The organism is Pseudoalteromonas sp. PPB1, from assembly GCF_015356275.1.
In the GTDB taxonomy this organism is placed as follows: domain Bacteria; phylum Pseudomonadota; class Gammaproteobacteria; order Enterobacterales; family Alteromonadaceae; genus Pseudoalteromonas; species Pseudoalteromonas rubra_D.
Map to the genome: position 1 here is coordinate 251,385 of NZ_JACEQV010000005.1, position 20,370 is coordinate 271,754.

At 45.6% G+C, this 20,370-nt stretch carries 17 protein-coding genes; 14 read left to right on the forward strand and 3 right to left on the reverse strand.

All coding sequences use genetic code 11. From position 1 onward, the window contains the following. The first annotated feature begins 124 nt into the window (after nucleotides 1-124). The 3 genes from IY568_RS07385 (at nucleotide 125) to IY568_RS07395 (ending at nucleotide 4,558) form a co-directional block, all read left to right on the forward strand. Nucleotides 125-2,089, forward strand: coding sequence for a sensor histidine kinase (locus tag IY568_RS07385; RefSeq protein WP_194867202.1), 1,965 nt, complete (start codon nucleotides 125-127; stop codon nucleotides 2,087-2,089). Between the two features lie 70 nt (nucleotides 2,090-2,159). Next, nucleotides 2,160-3,962, forward strand: a complete 1,803-nt coding sequence (locus tag IY568_RS07390; protein ID WP_194867203.1) for a DUF885 domain-containing protein — start codon at nucleotides 2,160-2,162, stop codon at nucleotides 3,960-3,962. Between the two features lie 89 nt (nucleotides 3,963-4,051). Further along, the gene (locus IY568_RS07395; RefSeq protein WP_194867204.1) at nucleotides 4,052-4,558 is read left to right on the forward strand and encodes a YcgN family cysteine cluster protein; all 507 of its coding nucleotides are present in this window, start codon (nucleotides 4,052-4,054) and stop codon (nucleotides 4,556-4,558) included. 19 nt (nucleotides 4,559-4,577) lie between these two features. Here the strand turns inward: IY568_RS07395 and IY568_RS07400 are convergent, their stop codons facing one another. Continuing rightward, nucleotides 4,578-5,663, reverse strand: coding sequence for an MBL fold metallo-hydrolase (locus IY568_RS07400; RefSeq protein WP_194867205.1), 1,086 nt, complete (start codon nucleotides 5,661-5,663; stop codon nucleotides 4,578-4,580). Nucleotides 5,664-5,796: 133 nt separating this feature from the next. Between IY568_RS07400 and IY568_RS07405 the strand changes: the two genes are divergently transcribed. Next, on the forward strand, nucleotides 5,797-6,063 hold the full coding sequence (locus IY568_RS07405; protein ID WP_125556921.1) for a hypothetical protein: 267 nt from the start codon (nucleotides 5,797-5,799) through the stop codon (nucleotides 6,061-6,063). 65 nt (nucleotides 6,064-6,128) lie between these two features. Here the strand turns inward: IY568_RS07405 and IY568_RS07410 are convergent, their stop codons facing one another. Together IY568_RS07410 and IY568_RS07415 are read right to left on the reverse strand one after the other, a co-directional pair. Then, nucleotides 6,129-7,079: a carbohydrate kinase family protein gene (locus IY568_RS07410; protein ID WP_194867206.1), complete on the reverse strand. Its 951-nt coding sequence runs from the start codon at nucleotides 7,077-7,079 to the stop codon at nucleotides 6,129-6,131. Then, nucleotides 7,076-8,269, reverse strand: a complete 1,194-nt coding sequence (locus tag IY568_RS07415) for an AGE family epimerase/isomerase (protein ID WP_194867207.1) — start codon at nucleotides 8,267-8,269, stop codon at nucleotides 7,076-7,078. Before IY568_RS07415 ends, IY568_RS07410 begins: the two co-directional genes overlap by 4 nt. A gap of 170 nt (nucleotides 8,270-8,439) precedes the next feature. On the opposite strand from IY568_RS07415, the gene IY568_RS07420 reads away from it, so the two are divergent. The 10 genes from IY568_RS07420 to IY568_RS07465 all read left to right on the forward strand — a co-directional run bounded on the left by IY568_RS07420 (nucleotide 8,440) and on the right by IY568_RS07465 (nucleotide 20,336). Next, nucleotides 8,440-9,711 carry a sugar MFS transporter gene (locus IY568_RS07420; protein WP_194867208.1) on the forward strand — a complete coding sequence of 424 codons (1,272 nt, stop codon included), beginning with the start codon at nucleotides 8,440-8,442 and terminating at the stop codon, nucleotides 9,709-9,711. Between the two features lie 189 nt (nucleotides 9,712-9,900). After that, nucleotides 9,901-12,252 carry a GH92 family glycosyl hydrolase gene (locus tag IY568_RS07425; protein WP_194867209.1) on the forward strand — a complete coding sequence of 784 codons (2,352 nt, stop codon included), beginning with the start codon at nucleotides 9,901-9,903 and terminating at the stop codon, nucleotides 12,250-12,252. Beyond that, nucleotides 12,252-13,004, forward strand: a complete 753-nt coding sequence (locus tag IY568_RS07430) for a basic secretory protein-like protein (protein WP_194867210.1) — start codon at nucleotides 12,252-12,254, stop codon at nucleotides 13,002-13,004. Before IY568_RS07425 ends, IY568_RS07430 begins: the two co-directional genes overlap by 1 nt. Nucleotides 13,005-13,227: 223 nt before the next feature. Then, nucleotides 13,228-15,117 carry a methyl-accepting chemotaxis protein gene (locus IY568_RS07435; RefSeq protein ID WP_125556911.1) on the forward strand — a complete coding sequence of 630 codons (1,890 nt, stop codon included), beginning with the start codon at nucleotides 13,228-13,230 and terminating at the stop codon, nucleotides 15,115-15,117. 187 nt (nucleotides 15,118-15,304) lie between these two features. Then, on the forward strand, nucleotides 15,305-16,057 hold the full coding sequence (locus tag IY568_RS07440) for a DUF3450 domain-containing protein (protein WP_194867211.1): 753 nt from the start codon (nucleotides 15,305-15,307) through the stop codon (nucleotides 16,055-16,057). Between the two features lie 46 nt (nucleotides 16,058-16,103). Continuing rightward, a complete protein-coding gene (locus IY568_RS07445; protein WP_416365160.1) occupies nucleotides 16,104-17,438 on the forward strand; it encodes a MotA/TolQ/ExbB proton channel family protein in 1,335 nt (444 codons plus the stop codon). Nucleotides 17,439-17,440: 2 nt separating this feature from the next. Continuing rightward, nucleotides 17,441-17,968 (forward strand): MotA/TolQ/ExbB proton channel family protein, encoded by a 528-nt coding sequence (locus IY568_RS07450; protein ID WP_010381299.1) that lies wholly within the window; start codon nucleotides 17,441-17,443, stop codon nucleotides 17,966-17,968. 20 nt (nucleotides 17,969-17,988) lie between these two features. Then, on the forward strand, nucleotides 17,989-18,399 hold the full coding sequence (locus IY568_RS07455; RefSeq protein ID WP_010381303.1) for an ExbD/TolR family protein: 411 nt from the start codon (nucleotides 17,989-17,991) through the stop codon (nucleotides 18,397-18,399). Nucleotides 18,400-18,408: 9 nt separating this feature from the next. Continuing rightward, nucleotides 18,409-19,014: an energy transducer TonB gene (locus IY568_RS07460; protein WP_010381305.1), complete on the forward strand. Its 606-nt coding sequence runs from the start codon at nucleotides 18,409-18,411 to the stop codon at nucleotides 19,012-19,014. A 17-nt stretch (nucleotides 19,015-19,031) separates the two neighbouring features. Next, on the forward strand, nucleotides 19,032-20,336 hold the full coding sequence (locus IY568_RS07465) for a tetratricopeptide repeat protein (RefSeq protein ID WP_194867212.1): 1,305 nt from the start codon (nucleotides 19,032-19,034) through the stop codon (nucleotides 20,334-20,336). Nucleotides 20,337-20,370: the final 34 nt, after the last annotated feature.

The following is a 20,370-nucleotide window of genomic DNA, read 5'->3' on the forward strand; positions in this document are numbered from 1 at the left end:
GATTTCGCAATAGTGTTACATTGGTTTACATTAATCGCAGGTCGATACGCAAATTCGTCCTTACTCCACATTTCATACACGATTTAGACCTATGATAGTTACAAATGGTTACCGAGTCTTGTTCATGCGTTTTATCTTAATGCTTTTAATAGCGAGCTTTTTGTTTGCAGGTCATGCCACTAGCGCAGAACAGCAGCAAAGATTTGTCATTGACGACACTACCACGCAGCTTACTTTGAATAACGCCACCTTTTTTTATGATTACGACACGCAAATCAAAGCGCCCGGCGATATACCCGAGTTTCTCCCGCAATTTGTCCCCCTGAACGAGATTGATAAGCGGCCTCAACATAAACTCTATTCTAAATGGGTCTCGCTGAAACTCGACAATCAATCAAGTTCAGCGGATTGGGTACTCTCATTTGGCTTTGCCAGATTGCCCAAACTGGTGGTTTATCAGGTGGACGGGGGAGAGTTTAAGCAGGTGCTATCGCAGGACGAAGACGCGAGGTTTGATGAACGGCCTGTCCAGGACCCGCAAATGTACTTACCATTAGACTTGAAGCCGGGTCACAGCGAATTCCTGATTGAGTACCAAACGTTTGCAAATGCACCAGCTAATTTGCGTTTACACTCCAATGCTAACTATTTATCCACGTCACAACTCAGCATACTTACCAATGCCAGCCTGGCCGGTGTCGTCGCTGCCATTTTGCTCATCGTCATTGTTAATCTGGCCTTCAACCGCAATACCACCAATGTCTTCTATGCCATGTGGACCTTGTTATTTTTGCTTATTGTGATTGATATGGCGGGCTTCTCATTTCAGTATTTTTGGCCCAATCATGGTTTTTTCAGCGGCCAGTTTTCAATAGCACTGATGGCAATAGTTCCCATATTTCACCTGTTGTTCGTACGCGGCTTTTTACAACTAAAACACTATCATCCGACGCTTAATACTGTATACGTCTGTGGGACCTGGCTTTATATCATTCTAGTTCCTACCGCGTTGTATCTCGAAAGCGTGTATTACAACTTACTTGCCAGTACCTTTGTTATCCCACTGTTTGTGTATACCTGTATATGGAGTTTCAGACAAAAAGGGCCCGGAATGCGCACCTTTACATATAGTTTGATTAATCACCTGTTATTTCTAAATGTGCTTACCATAGTTGGGGCAAGTTACGGTAACCTGATTGACGTGTTTGAGATCACGTCCTTCATTAAAGTGGGCTATCTCATAGAAGTGCTGTTATTTACTGTCGCACTGGCATTGCAGCATAAATCACTTCAGGGGCAATTAGTCAGACATCTGGAGCAACAGGTTAATGCGCTTAACCGAACCGTTGATAGTGAAAGGCAGGTGGTGAATGAGCAGGTGAATCAGCTCAAAGCCAAAGAAGAACAACTTTTCACTGACCTGTCGCATGAGTTACGTACACCGTTAACTGTGATGAAAATCCAGGTTGAGTCATTGCAATATAATATTGTTGAAAATGTCGAAGACTCTTATGCCAAATTAATGGCAAAGATCGACGAGCTTCACAAGTTTATCGATCAGTTGATGCTCGTGACGGGCGATAAAGACGTTGCGAGTATTCTCAACAAAGAAAATGTGAAAGTGGCGCATTTCATCAACGAAACCTTCCAAACCTGTATGACCTATGTGGACCCCAAAAAAGCGCGACTTGAAGTGATTAATCGACTCGACCCGCACTTTACGATGCAGTTTGATAAACGCTCTATTGGCAACGCCATTTTGGAAGTCGTGAAAAATGCGCTGAAGTATGGTGGTGAAGGCGTTGATATTAAAATGAGCGCATTGGTGACAGAGCAAAATCTGGTACTGAGAATCGAAGATTCAGGTATGCCCTTGTCCTATGATGCGCACAGGCAGTTGTTTCAGCCATTGTTTCGGGAAGAGGCGTCGCGCAGCTCGCTGAGTGGGGGCAAAGGCATGGGTCTGGCAGTGTGCAAAAAAATTGTCGAGTGTCATGGGGGTAAAATTGATTCGCACAATAGCCTGCTGGGCGGATTGTGTATTGAAATTATCCTGCCTACCGCAGAGACAGACATGGCTTTGGCATAGAAAATAGTTGTAATCTGCTTGATGTCTGGCAGACTGCGCTGCGATATAGACTAAGAGTAAGGTTACAGACATGATAAGAAAAACCCTGGTAGCGCTCATCGTTGGTGTTGCACTGACTGGATGTGAAGCAACATCCGTCAATGTGCAGTCTCAACAACACATTGTTGAGCAAGCGGATGCGAATACGCAGATGATGACGCTTGCACAGACTTACTTCGATGAAAGCATTACGCTCAGCCCGTTATCAGCCACTTTTTTTGGTATGTCTGAGTACAACGATAAGTTCGAGCCACCGCTTGGACCTGATAGTCTTGCACAGTCACGCGCATTCACTGCTCGATATCTCGCACGCCTGGAAGCGCTTGACCGCAGTAAACTGAGTGGCCAGGCAAAACTATCTTACGATATTCTCCATTATGAGCTGGTGCAAAGCAAAGCTGCTGAACAGTTTGATGATCAGTTTATGCCCATTGACCAAATGTATGGTCCTCATCACGTGTTCGCAGCCATGGGGTCCGGTGAAAGCGCGCAACCTTTTAAAACGGTTGATGACTACAGTAACTTCCTTAAACGCGCTGATGGCTTTATTATCTGGTTGCAGTCTGTGCAGGCTATGATGACCCAGGGTATTGAGCGCAATGTCGTATTACCGCGTGCAATCACACTCAAAGTGATCCCTCAATTTAGAACGCATGCTGTTGATAAAGCAGAAAACTCTGTTTTCTGGGGACCAATCCAGAATTTACCTGATTCATTTTCTGACGAAGAAAAACGCCAAATTACGCAGTCTTACAAACATTACATCGAGCGTACTCTGGTACCAGCATATCGCGACATGGTGAGTTTTTTAGAAACAACTTATTTGCCTGCATCCAGAGCTTCGGTTGGTTATAGTGCGTTACCCAATGGGCAGGCCTGGTATCAGCACTATATCAAAGAAAATACCACGCTTGATATGACCGCAACCGAAATCCACCAGCTGGGTCTGAGTGAAGTGAAGCGTATTCGCGACGAGATGAGCAGTGTTAAAGAGAAAGTGGGTTTCGAAGGAGACCTTCAGGCATTTTTTGAGCATCTGCGGAACAGCGAAGAGTTCTATTTTCAGTCTGAGGCCGAGTTAATAAAGGCCTATGAAGACGTGAAAAAGAAAATCGATGCACGCGTTCCTTTATTGTTCGATATTAAGCCAAAGGCTGATTATGTCGTTAAGCCTGTTGAAGCCTTCCGTGCAGCGTCTGCCCCGGGGGCATCCTATGAGAGTCCCGCTCCGGATGGCTCAAGACCCGGTGTATTCTATATAAATAGCCACAACCTTAAGGCACAGCCTAAGTTTATTGTTGAAACACTATCTATTCACGAAGCCGCACCTGGACACCATTTTCAATTGGCGTTACAGCAGGAAATTGATGATTTGCCAGAGTTTCGCAAATTCGGAGGCTCAACGGTGTTTGTCGAAGGCTGGGCATTGTATGCCGAAAGCCTGGGTAAAGAGCTGGGATTGTTTACCGACCCGTACCAGTGGTATGGACGATTGTCTGACGAACAGTTAAGAGCGATGAGGCTGGTGGTGGATACAGGTTTGCATGCCAAAGGTTGGACACGCACTCAGGCTATTGATTTTATGCTTGATAACTCTTCGATGGCGAAAAGTGATGTAGAAGCAGAAGTAGAGCGTTATATCGCCTGGCCCGGGCAGGCCGTGTCTTATAAAGTAGGCCAGTTTAAAATCAGACAGCTCAGAGAGTATGCCGAGCAGGAGTTAGGTGAACGGTTTGATATTCGCGCCTTTCATAATCAGGTCCTGATTGATGGCGCTGTTCCCATGCCTGTATTAGAAGCTAAAATTCAGCGCTGGGTCAAATCCCAGAAATAACCCCACCGCACAGAAGCAGGGCAGTTTTGCGCTGGCCTGTTTCTTCTAGTACAATTTGCGGCCCTTAAACATGTGGCAAGTTTGGCGTTATGAGTACAACTCCTTTTTGGATAGAAAAATCACTTGAAGAAATGAACCAGCAGGAGTGGGAAGCCATTTGTGATGGTTGCGGTAAGTGCTGTTTGCATTCCTTTATAGATTCTGACGAAGAAGAGGAAGAACAATTTAGTAGCACTGATGTACTCAGGGAAGGGGAAGAGTTACTTTACACTGATGTTGTGTGTCAATACAGTGATGCAAATACGTGTGCCTGTACGCGATATACTGAGCGCCAGATACTGGTACCATCTTGTGTGCAATTAACCAAAGATAACCTTAAAGACATCTTTTTTATGCCACAATCCTGTAGCTACCGCAGGTTGCACGAGGGACGTGGTCTCGCAAGCTGGCACCCATTGCTTCACGATGGCTCAAAACAGGCAATGCATGACGCCGGGATTAGTATCCTTGGCAAAGCCATCAGTGAGAATGACGTAGATCTTGAAAATGACTTCGAAGATTACATTGTTACCTGGCCTGAGCAGGATAGAGATTAATGTCTGTTTGTGACTTTGCCTAGAAAGTCACACTCTCTCCTTCATTGAGTATGTAGACAGGGCGTGTTGGTGCCAGCGTTTGTTTTACGTGAAGTAGCCGAAACAGCGCAGAGTGGGAGGTTAAATCTCCCATTTTCCAGCTCATATTGCCATATCCCCAGGGCACTACCTGCTCACAGTTAAGATCATCGGCGGCTGCTAACATGTCTTCTGGTGTTAGGTGGACATTTCTATACCAATTACCATGTTTCTCATGGTGATACGACGCGATTGGCAGCAGGCAAACATCAATATCACCGTATTTCTTTTGTATGTCTTTGAAGTGAGCAGAGTAGCCAGTATCTCCTGCGTAGAACAATGTTTTGCCCTGATACTCGAATAACCAGCCGCCCCACAATGTAGCATCGTTGTCTTCGGTCAGGTAGGGCACGATCACTCGGCTGCTGAAGTGGTGTGCGGGCACAAAGTGCACGGTGAGCGCTTTTTGCTGTGCACTTGCATACCATGCCATCTCGTTAATTTTGTATCCGCCATCAGCAAAGTAATCAGCAAATCCGAGCGGGGTATAGTAGGTTGGCTGAGTTCCTAAGGCGGCTATATCTGCTTTATTAAAGTGATCATAATGTATATGGGAATACACAACGCCTGTTAGATTGTCCAATTCAGAGCCCGCGGGCCAGTCTGGTTCGGTGCGGTAAAATCCGCCAGTCAACTTAAAACCCAGGTCAATTGGCCAATCAAACTGTTCACTCACAGGGTCTACGAGCACTTGCTGTCCATCAGGCATAGTCAGCAAAAAGCTTGCATGGCCCAGCCATTTTACCTGAAAGCCGTACTTGCTTTCGACATGGGGTTGCTCACCCACATAGGTACATCGCTCCATATTTTCCTGACACTCAATGAAAGGGGTATCCGGGTAACAGGATTCTTCACAAGTATAGGGGTAACTTTCTGGCTGTTTGTAGAGGTTGGCAAATCTGTCTGTATATCCTTCCGTGATTTTATATTTGACCACTGTATGTTCTGATTGCGTGATCTCAACCTGGTTCGCGATACAGGCGCTAAGGCAGACGGCGAAAGGAAACACTACAAAGGGTTTGTTCATGAATCGGTTCTTTTCTTATTTTTTTACTGTGATACGCTTGCGCCTAGCATAGCATAATTGATCAGTATTAAATCAAACGCTTAGATGTAAGCAGGTATGAATGTACCTGTGTTTTTATCGACGAGAGTAGAGAATGGACAGAGTTGCGCCAGAAACCTGGTATGCGGTTGGGTTATTTTTTTCGCTTATTTTGGGACCTTTTATTATTGGCTGGGGTGTCATGAAGGTATATCGCCGATACCGCCCGAAAACGCAGTCAATGCAGAATGAAAGTTCAGTGTCTGTGGTTGCTCAGCTGAGTGCACAGCGGGATGGCTTTTTTAAACTTTATCTGGTTGGTCTCATAATTTGCTTACCGCTTTTCTACTATGTTTACACCGAATATCTGATCCACATTTAAAGTGTCAGAGACCAGACCAGTGCATAAGAATAAAGGCGCTTCCGTGCACCCACTCTCACAAATCTTTATGTAATATCTTTATGCCCGGGCAAAGAATCGAATGCCCCATAACGGGTCACCGCATAAGCACCACAGCGGCTGGCATATTCGACAGCTGAGTTTACGCTATTTGGGTCGCCCAGTAATGAATCGATAGGCTGATTTTGTTGCTGGCGGATGAGCGTTGCCAGTAACCCTCCTACGAATGCATCTCCGGCTGCGGTGGTGTCTACCGCTTTGACATCAGGGACATTGACAGACCCTTCAAATGAGCGTCCATAAAATCGAACCGGATTGCCACCATCTGTAACGATGAGCAGTTTTACATTTGCGGCCATAATCGCATCGATGGTATGTGATTGTGGCAGACCCGGATGACTTTGGGTATTTAAAAACTCGAGCTCTTCAAGTGACAGTTTTACAATATCTACGTTGGAAATAACATGCCAGATACGCTTTGAGCAGTGCGTCAGGGATGTCCACAGGTTCTCTCTCAGATTCATGTCAAAGCTGGTGGTCATCCCCTTTGCGCGTGCCTGAGTCAATGCAGATAGGGTTGTTTTATAGATGTTGTTTTCTGTCAGGCTATTGCTACAGACATGCAACAGTGAATGGGTGTCAAACATCTTTGTGTCAAAGTCATCTGCGCGAAATAGCAGATCAGCCGCTGGCGGACGATAGAAGCTGAAGCTCCTCTCTCCTGAGCTATCCAAAGAAACAAACGCCAGCGCCGTTTTTGCTTTATCTGTGCTGATCAGGTAATCACAATTTACCTGGTGATGTTGCAGTTCACGTTTGATAAACTGGCCAAACATATCATCGCCAACCATCCCACAGAAGCTCGCTGCAATGCCCTGACGGGCTACAGCGACTGCGACATTGGCAGGCGCGCCGCCTGCATACTTAGTAAAAGATTCAGGCTCTTTACCATCAGACAGAAAATCTATCAAGGCTTCGCCAAAACATACTAAACTCATTGTTTCTCCTGCCCGAGCTGCTTAGCTCTTAGTACTTCGTAACAGGCGCCCATGGTGTGATAGTCGGTTTTACCAGCAGGACTTTTCTCGTTGCTGTACTTTTCGTTACGACTGTCCAGGATCCTATACCAGGCACCATGTTCATGGTCTATCATATTGTCCCAGCAATACTGCCATATTTTGTCGTACCACTGCCAGTAGCGGTCTTCGCCCGTAGCGTGAGCAAGCAGGGCGGCGGCGGCAAAGCTTTCAGCTTGAACCCAAAAATATTTGTCGGCGTCACAGATACTATTGTCTGGTGCGAAACCATAGAAGATTCCGCCATGCTCTTTGTCCCAGGCTGTTTCAAGCGCAGTGTCAAACAGGTAGCGCGCACGCTCTATCATCCAGCCTTGTGGCTTGTGTCGATATAAAATTAAGAGTAACTTGCTCCACTCGGTCTGGTGGCCAGGTTGAAACCCCCAGGGTCGGAAAAGGTGCTTGGGATTATCCAGATTATATTCCCAGTCTATCTGCCAGTTTTCAGAGTAGTGCTCCCAAATTAGGCCATCAGCTAGCTCGGCCTGCTGTACTGTCATCGTGAACGCCAGGGTATGAGCACGTTCGAGAAACTTATCGTCACTGGTGGCCTCGTAACACATTAACAGCGCTTCGCACATGTGCATATTGGCATTCTGACCACGATAAGGGTCTGCGATACTAAAATCGCTGTTATATTCGTCCAGGTACAGCTGGCAATCGTTTTGAAAGTATCTTTCTTCTAACATGCGCCAGACAGATTCAATGGTGTCCGCGGCTGAGTTAATTCCTGCCTTAAGTGCGACGGCATTGGCAAGCAGCACAAAAGCGAGGCCGTAACAATGATTGGTGGTGTCTTCAGCCTGATTTTTATTGATCACCCAGGCATATCCACCATTTGGTTGCTTATGCACCGTCTCCAGAAAATCCAGACCGTGACGTACTTGGTTCAGGTACTCAGGTTCCTGGGTCTGCAAATAGGCCATCGCATAATTGAAAACAAACCGGGTACTGGAAACCAGATGACGAGCATGCTGATTGTAAACGGTGCCATCGTCCAGAAAATAGTGGAAGAAGCCACCACTGGGGTCGATACATCGAGGGTGGTAAAAGCCCATTGTCCGGTTAATATGCTTAAGTAAGAAGTCGTCGTTTTTGAAATTTATAGACATAACCTTTCCAGTCTGTGGTTATTCGGCCTGAGTCTAGTGACTTGGCGGTACTCTCTTTGCGTCTTACTTTAGCACCAACAAAATTAAATTGGAACGGTCCAATAAAACATTTGTGATTTTTCTGTAACAGTGTGTAGAATCACTGAATCCTATAACACGGAGTATTCCAAGTGAGCGAAATCAACACTAACCAAAGTTATGTTGCCAGTGGAGATGCAAAGAACAACAACTATTTGTTACCACTGACGGCAATGACCACCCTGTTTTTTCTATGGGGATTCATAACTGTACTTAATGATGTACTGATCCCGCGTCTTAAAGCGGTGTTTGACCTGAGTTACACCGAAGCCATGCTGGTTCAGTTTTGCTTCTTTAGCGCCTATTTTATCGTCTCTTTACCTGCTGGTGCTTTCCTAAAACGGTATGGCTACAAAAATGGTGTATTAACCGGCCTTGTTGTTGCAGCGGCTGGCTGTCTCTTGTTTTATCCAGCGGTTGTCGTGCATGAATACTGGTTATTCCTGACTTCTTTATTTGTATTGGCATCAGGTATTACAGTGTTGCAGGTGTCTGCTAATCCGTATGTTGCAGCACTAGGTCCGGAAAAAACAGCGTCCAGTCGATTGAACTTAGCGCAAGCGCTGAATTCTCTCGGAACTACGGTTGGTCCGGCTGTCGGTGGTATTCTGTTGTTTGGTGCAGGCGCTAGCATGGCGACAGATGCGAGTGCTGATTCTGTTAAAGTCCCTTATTTGATACTTGCAGGCGCCTTGTTGTTGATAGCCGCTGTATTTGCATTTCTTAAATTGCCGACAATCGAAGCGCACACAGAAGAGGGTGATTGTAAGGCACGTGGTCACAAGCTGACAGAAGCCCCACATCTGGTTATGGGGGTGGCTGCCATATTTTGTTATGTTGGTGCAGAAGTTGCGATTGGCAGTTTCCTGGTTAACTATTTTGCAGAGCCTTCGATTGCTGGCATGGAAGAGCATACCGCAGCAAAATATATATCTTATTACTGGGGTGGCGCTATGGTTGGCCGCTTTATTGGCTCTGCCGCGTTGCAAAAAATCTCTCCTTCTAAAGCGCTAATGTTTAACGCCATTGCAATAATTGCGCTGTTGCTGCTCACTATGTCAACCGACGGTAAACTGGCTATGTTTGCGGTACTTGCGGTGGGTTTATTCAACTCAATCATGTTCCCGACGATTTTCTCTATTGCCATCGAGGGACTCGGGTCACTAACCAGCAAAGGTTCAGGTTGGTTGTGTCTGGCAATTGTAGGTGGCGCGCTGATCCCTCTGGTTCAGGGTCTGGTTGCAGACAGCGCGGGTATACAGATCAGCTTTGTTGTGCCTATGGTTTGCTATGTATTTATCGCATGGTACGGCTTGAACGTGGTGTCTCTTTACAAACAATGGCAGCAGAAAGTCGATAGCTAATTATCATATTTTCAAGCCGGCCTCAGTGCCGGCTTTTTATCCTCCCAACGCATCATTTTTAACTTCTCACTTTTTATCTTTGCATTTATTTCTTATCCTGTTTCTATTGAATACGTATTCATTTGCGGTGTAAGATAGTGCTAATTGGAACGGTCCAAATAATAACAATTAGGTATTAAGGAGAGGTGCATGTATCGCATCGTATCAGTAGCGACTATGGCTACTTTGATATCTGTCTCATCACTGGGGATGGCAAAAGAGTCAAACACTCAGTGGGTAGACCCATTTATAGGCACCGGCGGAGACGGTCATACGTTTCCTGGTGCGGTTGTCCCTTTTGGTATGGTTCAGCTCAGCCCGGATACGGATAATCCAATGCGTGGGGTATCACCGCAGCCTGAAATTTACAAGCGGTGCGCAGGTTACCATTATGATGACACCACCATAGTTGGTTTTTCTCATACGCACTTTTCTGGCACGGGCCACTCGGATCTTGGTGATTTGCTGGTTATGCCTATTAGCGGGGAGGTTAAAACCGACCCCGGCACCGCAGAAAACCCAGACGCGGGCTATCGTTCGCGATTTTCGCATGATCAGGAATGGGCTGAGGCTGGTTACTATGGGGTAGAGCTGCAAGATTATAATATCAAGGCAGAGCTAACGGCCAGTCCCCGTGTTGGTATGCACCAGTACACGTTTAAAAATGGCGGCGAGGGTCATGTTCTGTTCGATCTGACCAGTGCAATTTATAATTTTGAAAACAAAGTGATTTGGAGTGATATTCGCAAGATCAATGACACCACACTGGTTGCTTATCGAGCAACTAACGGGTGGGCGCGTAATCGCCAGATGTACTTTGCCATTGAGTTTTCTCAGCCAATAGATAGCTACCGTTTCATCAATGAAGACAACATGCGCTATCGTTGTATGGATTGCCTTGGTAAGGAAAAGCACTCAACGATTGAAAACAAAGCAGTCAAAATGACAGCGGGCAAAGCGGTTAAATTCGTAGCCAGTTTTGACAATGTAGAGAGCAAACCGCTGCAAATCAAAGTGGCGCTATCTGCTGTCAGTCGCAGTAATGCACTAGAAAACCTGAGGGCAGAGATCCCGCACTGGGACTTCAACAAAGTACGCAAGGCCGCCAATGCTCAATGGGCATCTTATTTGGACAAAGTTGATGTAGAAGGTACTCGCTCTGAGAAGCGTCAATTTTACACCGCACTGTACCATGCATTACAGGCACCCAGCCTATATCAGGACGTGAACGGGCAATATCGCGGTGTAGATGGTGAAATTCATGATGGCAAGGATTTCGAGCATTACACACTTTACTCGCTGTGGGATACTTATCGCGCGCTACACCCTCTGTTGACCTACATAGATCCAGACAGGGTTTCGGGTATGATCCAGTCAATGTTGGTGCACTATCAGCAAAGCTACGAAAAAATGTTACCTATCTGGTCATTCCACGCACACGAAACCTGGACCATGATTGGTTATCACGCGGTCTCTGTTATTGCTGATGCTTACCTTAAGGGGATCCGGGACTATGATGTTGATCTGGCCGTAGAAGCCATTATTAACACCGCAAACAACTCAGTTTACGATGCGATCCCGGAATATAAAAAGTACGGGTATGTTCCTATGGATGTGCTACCCGAATCCGTTTCTATTACGCTGGAATATGCTTATGACGACTTTGCTATTGCCAGAATGTTCGAGGCAATGGGTAAAAGCAAGCAGGCTAAACACTACTATGCCCGGGCAATGAGCTACAAGAATGTGTTTGACCCACAAAGCGGCTTTATGCGCGGTCGTGATAGCCAGGGCCGTTGGGATCCTGAATTCAATGCGTTTAAAGCGAAGTACATGGGACCTTTCACGGAAGGTAACGCAATGCAGTACAGCTTTTACGTGCCGCAGGACGTCGCTGGCCTTATTGAGTTAATGGGTGGAGATGAAGCATTCACTCAACGACTGGATGAGTTGTTCGATACGCCACTATCACATGACATGATCAAAGAGCACGAGGACATTGCGGGCCTTATCGGTAATTATGCGCACGGCAATGAGCCTAGCCATCACATCGCTTATTTATATAACTATGCGGGTAAGCCATGGAAAACCCAGGAGCGTATCCGTCAGATCATGGATACATTGAGTTCAGATAAGCCTGACGGACTTGCTGGTAATGATGACGTTGGCCAAATGTCTGCCTGGTATATCTTCTCTGCAATGGGTTTTTATCCTGTAGCGCCGGGCGATCTGGCTTACGCGATTGGTGCGCCTCAGACCCCTAAGGTCACTCTGAAGCTGGCAAACGGTAAACGATTCACAACCACAGCAGTGGGTTTGAGCGATACCAATAAGTACATTCAGTCAGTCACCCTAAATGGCAAGGCGCTGCAACGCAGTTACCTGACTCATGACGACATTATGGCTGGCGGAGAGCTTAAATACGTTATGGGTGACAAACCGAATAAACAATGGGGCAAGACTTTTACTGCCAGACCGCCTTCTTTGTCAGAGTATAAATAATGAAAGCGTCTACGATATGTACCGCAGCCTGTGCGATATTGATGTCGGCATCACTATCTGCTGCAGAGATAGACACACAGCTAAAGCCACTCGCTTTTGATGCTGATATTGCATGGCAGCAGTTTACGCTGCCAAATGTCACAATCAGAAATTTCAGCGAATCTAGCCCCGAGGTTTGGCAGTATGTTGATATCAGACTGATAAGCCAGATTTCATATAATGTTGCAAGGCTGCTCTATAAGGATATGTCTGTGGCCCCTCAGCTGCCTGAAATTGAAATCATTCTGGAAGACATGAAAGGGGTTGCGTATAAAGAGGGGGATTTTAATGGTGCGAAAATACACATCAGCGCTCAATACCTTGCGAAATTTGCCGAAGGTAAGTCGCAACAAGCATTGTATGATGAGTTGATTGGTGTGTTATACCATGAGATAGCTCATGCTTATCAATTTGACGATAACAACTACAAAGAAATAGGTCCTGTGATAGAAGGGATTGCGGATGTGGTGCGTATGAAAGCCGGATACGTTGATCCGGGCTTTCGTAAGCCCGGCGGTAACTTTGACTCAGGATACAAAACCACTGCGTTTTTTATCCACTGGCTTGAAGCAACCGGTTACCCGAACCTGCTGGTTGACCTGAATGGACAGCTAGACCCAAATGATGACACACAGTGGAGTTGGCAGACTTTCTCTAAGCACTCAGGGATTGATTGGTCGCTTAGCTGGAAGGCCTATCAATCACAGCTGTAGCGTTTTTTGATAATTATTGTGTGTCATACAAAGGTGAGAAATATCTCACCTTTTTTCGTTCCTGAAGTTGACACTTGTTTAATAACCATTCAATTGAAAAATAAATCGTGAAAACAAGTGTATAATTGACTTAAGACAGTAAAAGTTTCGCCGATAAGGTAAGACAAACTCGTTAAGATTTGGTAAAACAAATTTGTATTAGCAGAATTAAGACAGGATCCCCATGTTTAGTGCGCTTAAATTTACAACTAAAATAACACTGGCCGCTTCATTGGTGCTGGTGATCGTGCTCTCCCTTTTTACCGTGAACAACTTTATTCTGATGCGCTCGCAAACTCAGGCTCAGCTGACTCTGGTATTGCAGGAAATCTCTGAATCTGTATCACAAAACATTGCAAACTGGTTGAATGACAGGCTGGATATTGTCAGTTCTGTAGCCAGCGGCCATCGCCGTGATGATGCAACCGCTGATATATTGCGCCGGGTACAAACTGCACATGAAGCCGGACACTTTAAGAATACCTTTATTGGTACGCCAGACGGCCAGTTCGTCCTGAACGATACGACGGTGGTGTTACCAAGCGACTTTGATGCCACCCAAAGGCCCTGGTATAAACTGGCAGAACGTAAAAGAGATACTGCATTTACGACCCCTTATATAGATGTAACCAGTAATGAGCTGACCATCACAGCTGTGGTGCCTATTATGAACAATGGTCGCTTCTCTGGTGTTGCCGGTGGCGACATAGATATGGCCACCATCACTGATATCGTCAATGAAATTGATTTTCTTGGTTATGGATATGGCTTTTTGCTAGACGCCGAAGGGCGGATCCTGAGCCATCCGGACACGCAGCTGAATGACAAACCAATGGTGGATTTATTTGGCACTAAATTACCCCTCACTGAAGCGTTCGCAGAGTTAGAAATCGATGGTAAAGAAAAATTGGTTTCCTTTGTGGCTATGCGCGGCATCAAAAATGTTGATTGGTATTTAGGCGTAGTTATAGACAAAGAGATTGCCTATAGCTCTGTCGCATCATTTCGCAATATGGCGCTAATTTACATGCTGGTGGGTGTCGTGGTGATAGTGGTGATGTTACAACTGTTGCTCAAATACCTGATGCGACCTATGGTTCACCTGAATGAAGCAATTAAAGACATAGCGCAGGGGGAAGGTGACCTGACTCGTCGGCTGGATGTAGAGAACAACGATGAATTTGGTGAGCTATCAAATTACTTCAACTTGTTCGTAGACAAAATTCACGAGAGTATCTCTAAAGTCAAAGAAACCACGCTAGCACTTGAGCAGGTTATGGCTGGGCTACAATCCCAAACACAGGGGGCCCTGGACATTTATACTGAGCAAACCAAGCGTACTGACAGTGTTGCTACAGCAATTAACCAACTGTCATCCAGTGCGGTTGAGATTTCTAATAATGCCAAACATGCGTCTGAGCTTGCCACTGAAGCAAACAGCCTGTCGAGTCAGGGGCAGGTTGCATTAAATGCCAACATTGAAGAGATTGGTTCTCTCAGCGCTAAAATGCAAAAAGCACAATCGACAATCGATGGTCTGGATAAACTGACCGCAAGCATAGGTCAGGTGTTAGAAGTCATCAAAGGGGTCAGTGAGCAAACTAACCTGCTGGCACTCAATGCCGCGATAGAAGCGGCACGTGCGGGTGAGGCCGGTCGAGGGTTTGCTGTGGTTGCTGACGAAGTCAGGCAGCTTGCACAGCGTACCCAAGAGTCGACACAGGAAATTGAAAATACCATTGGTGAGCTGCAACAGGGTTCAGCATCTGCCGTTGCCGTGATGAAATCAAGTATTGATGATTCCAGTAATAGTGCTGAACAGGCCCAATCTGCTGGAACTAAGATGCAGGAAGTTACTCACGCTATTGACTCTATTGATGGTGTGAATCATGCTGTTGCGAGCGCAACACAAGAGCAGAATGCAGTGATCCAGTCCCTTGACAGTGACATTCACGGGATAAGTGATTTATGTGTTGAGGGCAGCGACAGCTTGACAAAAACATTGCAAGAATGCCAGACGCTAAAATTGCAATTTGATGAACTCGAAAATATGCTCGCCAAGTTTAAAGTATAACCCTGTCACAGGCTGCATGAATGCAGCCTTTTTTATTTGTTGCATCAAAATAAATAATCCCTTCCATGAACTATATATGACATCTGTAACCTAACTGTATTGTTAGCGCAACATGGATGTCATTTAGGCACATTAGACTGCACGCAATTCCAATATAGCAACAAGCAAATATTAAAAGGTGTATGCGATGAAGTGCGTTAACCACTTGCTATTAGCAGGTATGGTCGCAGTTGCGGCCAATGCTCAGGCAAATGATCTGAACCAAGTCATTGACTCAAGTTCGAAAATCAATCAGTCCGCTCTACAGTCTCAAAATAAAATCAACTCGATTGCAGACGATATGCAGTCAAGATTACAGAAATTCAGAACGCTGAATAAAGAGATCGATGGCCTGGTAGTGTATAACGGCCAACTCGATAAGCAGATAAAAAATCAACTAGAAGAAATGGCTGCTATCAATGAGTCAATGGATCAGGTATCCGTGATCGAGCGTCAAATCACCCCTCTGATGATGCGCATGATCACAGGTCTTGATCAATTCGTTTCTCTGGATGTGCCGTTTTTGAAAGAAGAACGTGCAGAGCGTATTGCTAAGCTACAGGCAATGATGGACCGCGCAGACGTGTCTTCCAGTGAAAAGTTTCGTCGTGTTCTAGAAGCCTATCAGGTAGAAGTTGAATACGGTCGTACGATTGAAGCGTATTCAGCTCTGTTAACTGTTGATGGTCAGGAACGCGAAGTTGATATGCTGCGCATTGGACGTCTTGAACTTCTTTATGTAACGAAAGACGGCAGCAAAGCTGGTAGCTGGAATAAAGACAGCAAGTCATTCACAGCACTGCCAGACACCAATATCAGTCAAATCAACAAAGGTATCCGCATTGCACGTAAGCAACTTGCCCCGGATATGTTAACTCTGCCAATTCAGGCTGCAGAATAAGAGGTATATGATGAACTTTTTTAAATCTTTCAGCCTAAAAACCGTTATGGCAGCGACATTGGCGCTGTCGAGCTCCGCATTTGCAGCCGAGCAGGCAATGGACCTGGATACGCTGTTAAAGCAACTTGAACAAGGCCAGAGTGCACAAAATGCACAAAACGCTCAACGTGAAGCTCAATTTAAAGCACAGCAGAGTGAGCAGGTAAGAATGCTTCGCGAGTTAACGTCTAACCGCGATGGTGAGCTAAATCGTTCAGAGCGCCTCGAGACTCAGTTTGAAGAAAACGAAATTAAACTTGGTAACCTGAGCGATACGCTTTCAAAGCGCATGGGTTCACTAAAAGAGTTGTTTGGTGTTCTGCAGCAGGTTGCTGGCGACTCAAGCAACAAGTTCCGTACCTCAGTTGTTTCTGCAGAAATTCCTAACCGTAGCGCCTTTATGGACGATATGGCAAAACGTATGGGCTCAAGCACAAAGCTTGCTTCAATTGAAGATATTGAGAAGGTGTGGGTTGAGCTGCAGCGTGAAATGACGGAGCAGGGTAAAGTATCTCGTTATACGTCAGACGTTATTGTTGCTGGTGGTACTAAAACGCAAAAAGAAGTACTTCGTGTTGGCGCATTTAACCTGATTGCAGACGGTAAATATCTGTCTTATAACCCAGAAACTAACACATTGTCTGAACTAACGCGTCAGCCAACGGCTCGTTTCACACAAAGTGCTGCTGAGCTTCAGAGTGCACAATCAGGCATTGTTGATTTTGCCCTTGACCCGACTGGTGGTTCAATCCTGGGTCTGTTGGTTCAGGCGCCAAACACTAAAGAGCAGGTTGAGCAAGGTGGTGCAGTAGGTTATGTCATCCTTGGTGTTGGTCTGCTGGCATTATTGATTGCGCTAGAGCGTTTCGTATCACTGATGATTATGGGTGCCAAGATTAATCGCCAGCTGAAAGACTCGGTTGCACGCGAAGACAACCCGCTGGGTCGTGTAATGAAAGTTAAAGAGCAGTATCCTGATGTTGCATACGATACGCTTGAGCTGAAATTAAGCGAAGCAATTCTGCGTGAAATGCCAAAAATTACCCGTAACCTGACACTGATTAAAATTATCTCGGTAGTCGCGCCACTGTTGGGTCTGTTAGGTACCGTAACCGGTATGATTAACACCTTCCAGGCAATCACACTGTTCGGTACAGGTGACCCGAAACTAATGGCGGGTGGTATCTCTACGGCGCTGGTAACAACGGTACTTGGTCTGGTAGTGGCTATCCCAACCGTATTCCTTTACACCCTGCTTAACACTCGCTCTCGTAACCTGCTGCTTATCTTGCAAGAGCAAAGCGCTGGAATCATCGCTGAACGTAGCGAGAAAGGAGCGTAATTGTGGTTCTTTTAGTAGATGCAATTAATGCGCTACGTGAGTTCCTAGATACAGGTGGCCAGGTTCTCCTGGTCATCGGACTGGTCACTTTTCTGATGTGGCTGTTGATCCTCGAACGTTTTATGTTTGTTTTCGGCAAATTCAGAACTTATCGCAAAGATCTACTGAATAGCTGGAGCAGCCGAGAGGAGAGAAACAGCTGGAATGCAGAGCAGATACGCCAGGCCATGATCTCACGAGCCGGTATTCAGCTTAACAGTAATCTGCCTTACATCAATGTGATGGTTGCCTTATGTCCGCTATTAGGTTTGCTAGGTACGGTCACCGGTATGATAGAAGTATTTAATGTAATGGCAATCACAGGTTCCGGCAGTGCGCGTTCGATGGCAGCCGGAGTGTCTAAAGCCACTATCCCAACAATGGCGGGAATGGTTGGCGCGCTTTCCGGGGTATTTGCCTCGACTTTCTTACAACGTAAGGCAAAGCGCGAAGTAGAACTGTTAGAAGACAAGCTGTTGCTTGATCACTAGAAAAGATTTGAGGAAACATAATGAGAGCTCCATTAGCTAAGGTTTTTCAGGAAGAAGAAGCCGAAGAAATTAACATGACACCCATGCTGGACGTTGTATTTATCATGCTTATCTTCTTCATCGTAACGGCGTCATTCGTTAAAGAAGCTGGTATTGATGTGAACCGCCCGGAAGCCGCAACAGCGGTTAAAAAGCAGCGTGCAAATATCCTGGTTGCGATTTCTGACAAAGGTGAGATTTGGATTAACAAACGCCAGGTTGATATTCGCGCTGTACAGGCAAATATTGAACGTCTTAAAGCGGAAAATCCTCAGGGAAGCGTTGTTATTCAGGCAGACAAAAAAGCAACGACTGACACCTTAATCAAGGTAATGGATGCATCTCGTGCCGCAGGCGCGTTTGATGTCTCAATTGCTGCACAGGAATCATAGGATTAGAAAATGCGTTACTTACTAGCACTCGTTATTGCAGGTATTGTGACTTTTTTCTTGTTTCTCGGTATGCAAGCACTGATCACAGGCGGTGAAGGCAAGATGGATGAGCCGGTAAAAGGCAATGTTCTTGACTTTGTACGCCTGAAAAAAGAAGAAACAGTTCAGAAAAAAGAACGTAAACCTCAAAAGCCGCCAACACCAAAAGAGCCGCCTCCGCCAATGGATGCACCGCAGATGCAAAGTAATAATCTCGATGCAGCTGGTGCAGACTTCAACTTTAGCGCAGATGTGGCAGCTGATGTAGACCTCGCTGGTGGCTTGGCGCTTGAATCCAGCGATGGTGAATATCTACCAATCGTTAAAGTGGCACCAGTTTATCCAAGACGTGCACTTTCTCGAGGAATTGAAGGCTATGTCATCGTTGAGTTTATTGTAACTAAACAGGGAACAGTGAGAGATCCTGTTGTCGTTAAAGCTGAGCCCGAGAATATTTTTGAACGTGCGGCAATGGATGCAGCGTTGAAATTTAAGTACAAGCCTCGTGTTGTGAACGGTGAAGCGGTAGAAGTGGCCGGAGTTCAGAACAAGATCTCATTTCAGATCAACGGCTAACAGACAAAGGTGCGATTATGAAACTATTTAAAAAAGCTCTGTTGGTAAGTGCATTGAGTTGCGCGGGTCTGGTGGCGCCAAGCTTGGTCTCGGTGTTACCCGGTGTAGACCTGGCTGTTGCTCATGCAGAAACTAAAACTAAGCGAGTTCCTGCACTGCGTGAAAAGGTTTACAGCCAGCTTGCACGTGCACAAAAACTGGCTGATGACGGTGATGTCAAAGCTGGCCTTGAGGTGCTCGACTCCATCAAGGAACGCTCAGGAAGTATGAACTCTTACGAAATTGCCATGATGCACAATTTCTATGGGTTCATCTACTACAACGAAAACCAGCTTGATAAAGCTATCGGTTCTTTTGAGTTGGTTGTCGCAGAGGAAGCGATTCCAGAATCATTGAGATTATCGACAACCTTCAGTCTGGCACAGCTGGCAATGGCAAATGGTGATTACAAGGCAACGGTTGATTATTTAGACAGATGGAAGAAAATAAATACCCAACCAATTAAAAGTAATTACTACGTATTAAAAGCGCAGGCTTTATACCAGGATAAAAATTATCAATCAGCGGTAGAGAATATCAATATAGCTGTATCGTTAACAGAGAGTGAGGGAAATGTACCTAAGGAAAACTGGTTGGTTTTACAAAGGGCATTATACTACTCATTAAGTCAGCCACAGAAGGTTGCTGATGTACTCGAAAAAATGGTTAAGCTGTTTGATAAGTCTGAATACTGGATTCAGTTGGCGGGTATGTTTGGCGAGTTAGGCGAAGAGAAAAAGCAATTGGCTTTGCTGGAAACGGCTAAGCAGAGAGGCTTTATTCAAAAGCGCAGTGACATTATTCAGCTCGCTCAGGTTTATCTGTTTAACGGTTTACCATACAAAGCCGCGATAGCCTTGGACGAAGGTATTAAAAAAGGCGTGGTTGAAGGCAATGCCAAAAATTACGCATTTATTGCTGAGGCTTATGTACAGTCAAAAGATGAGAGTAAATCGATAGACTACTTTGTTAAGGCAGACAAAGATGTCAGCCATGGTAACTACCTACAGCGCATAGCTGAAGTGTATATCAACCTGGAAAAGTTTGATGAGGCCGCAGATGCAGCCCGTAGCGCACTGGATAAAGGGGATCTTACCTTTGAATCAAATGCGTATGTTGCACTGGGAATGGCACAGTATAACTTGAAAAACTTTGATGCCTCTATACTCGCATTTGAGCAGGCAGAAAAGCACAAAAAGTCGGCTAACCTTGCCAAGCAATGGATAAAATACGTTAAGCGAGAAAAAATTCACGCTGAAACGTTAAAGCAAGCTTTGTTATGATTTTATAATCGCAACACCAAAGCCGCCTTCGGGC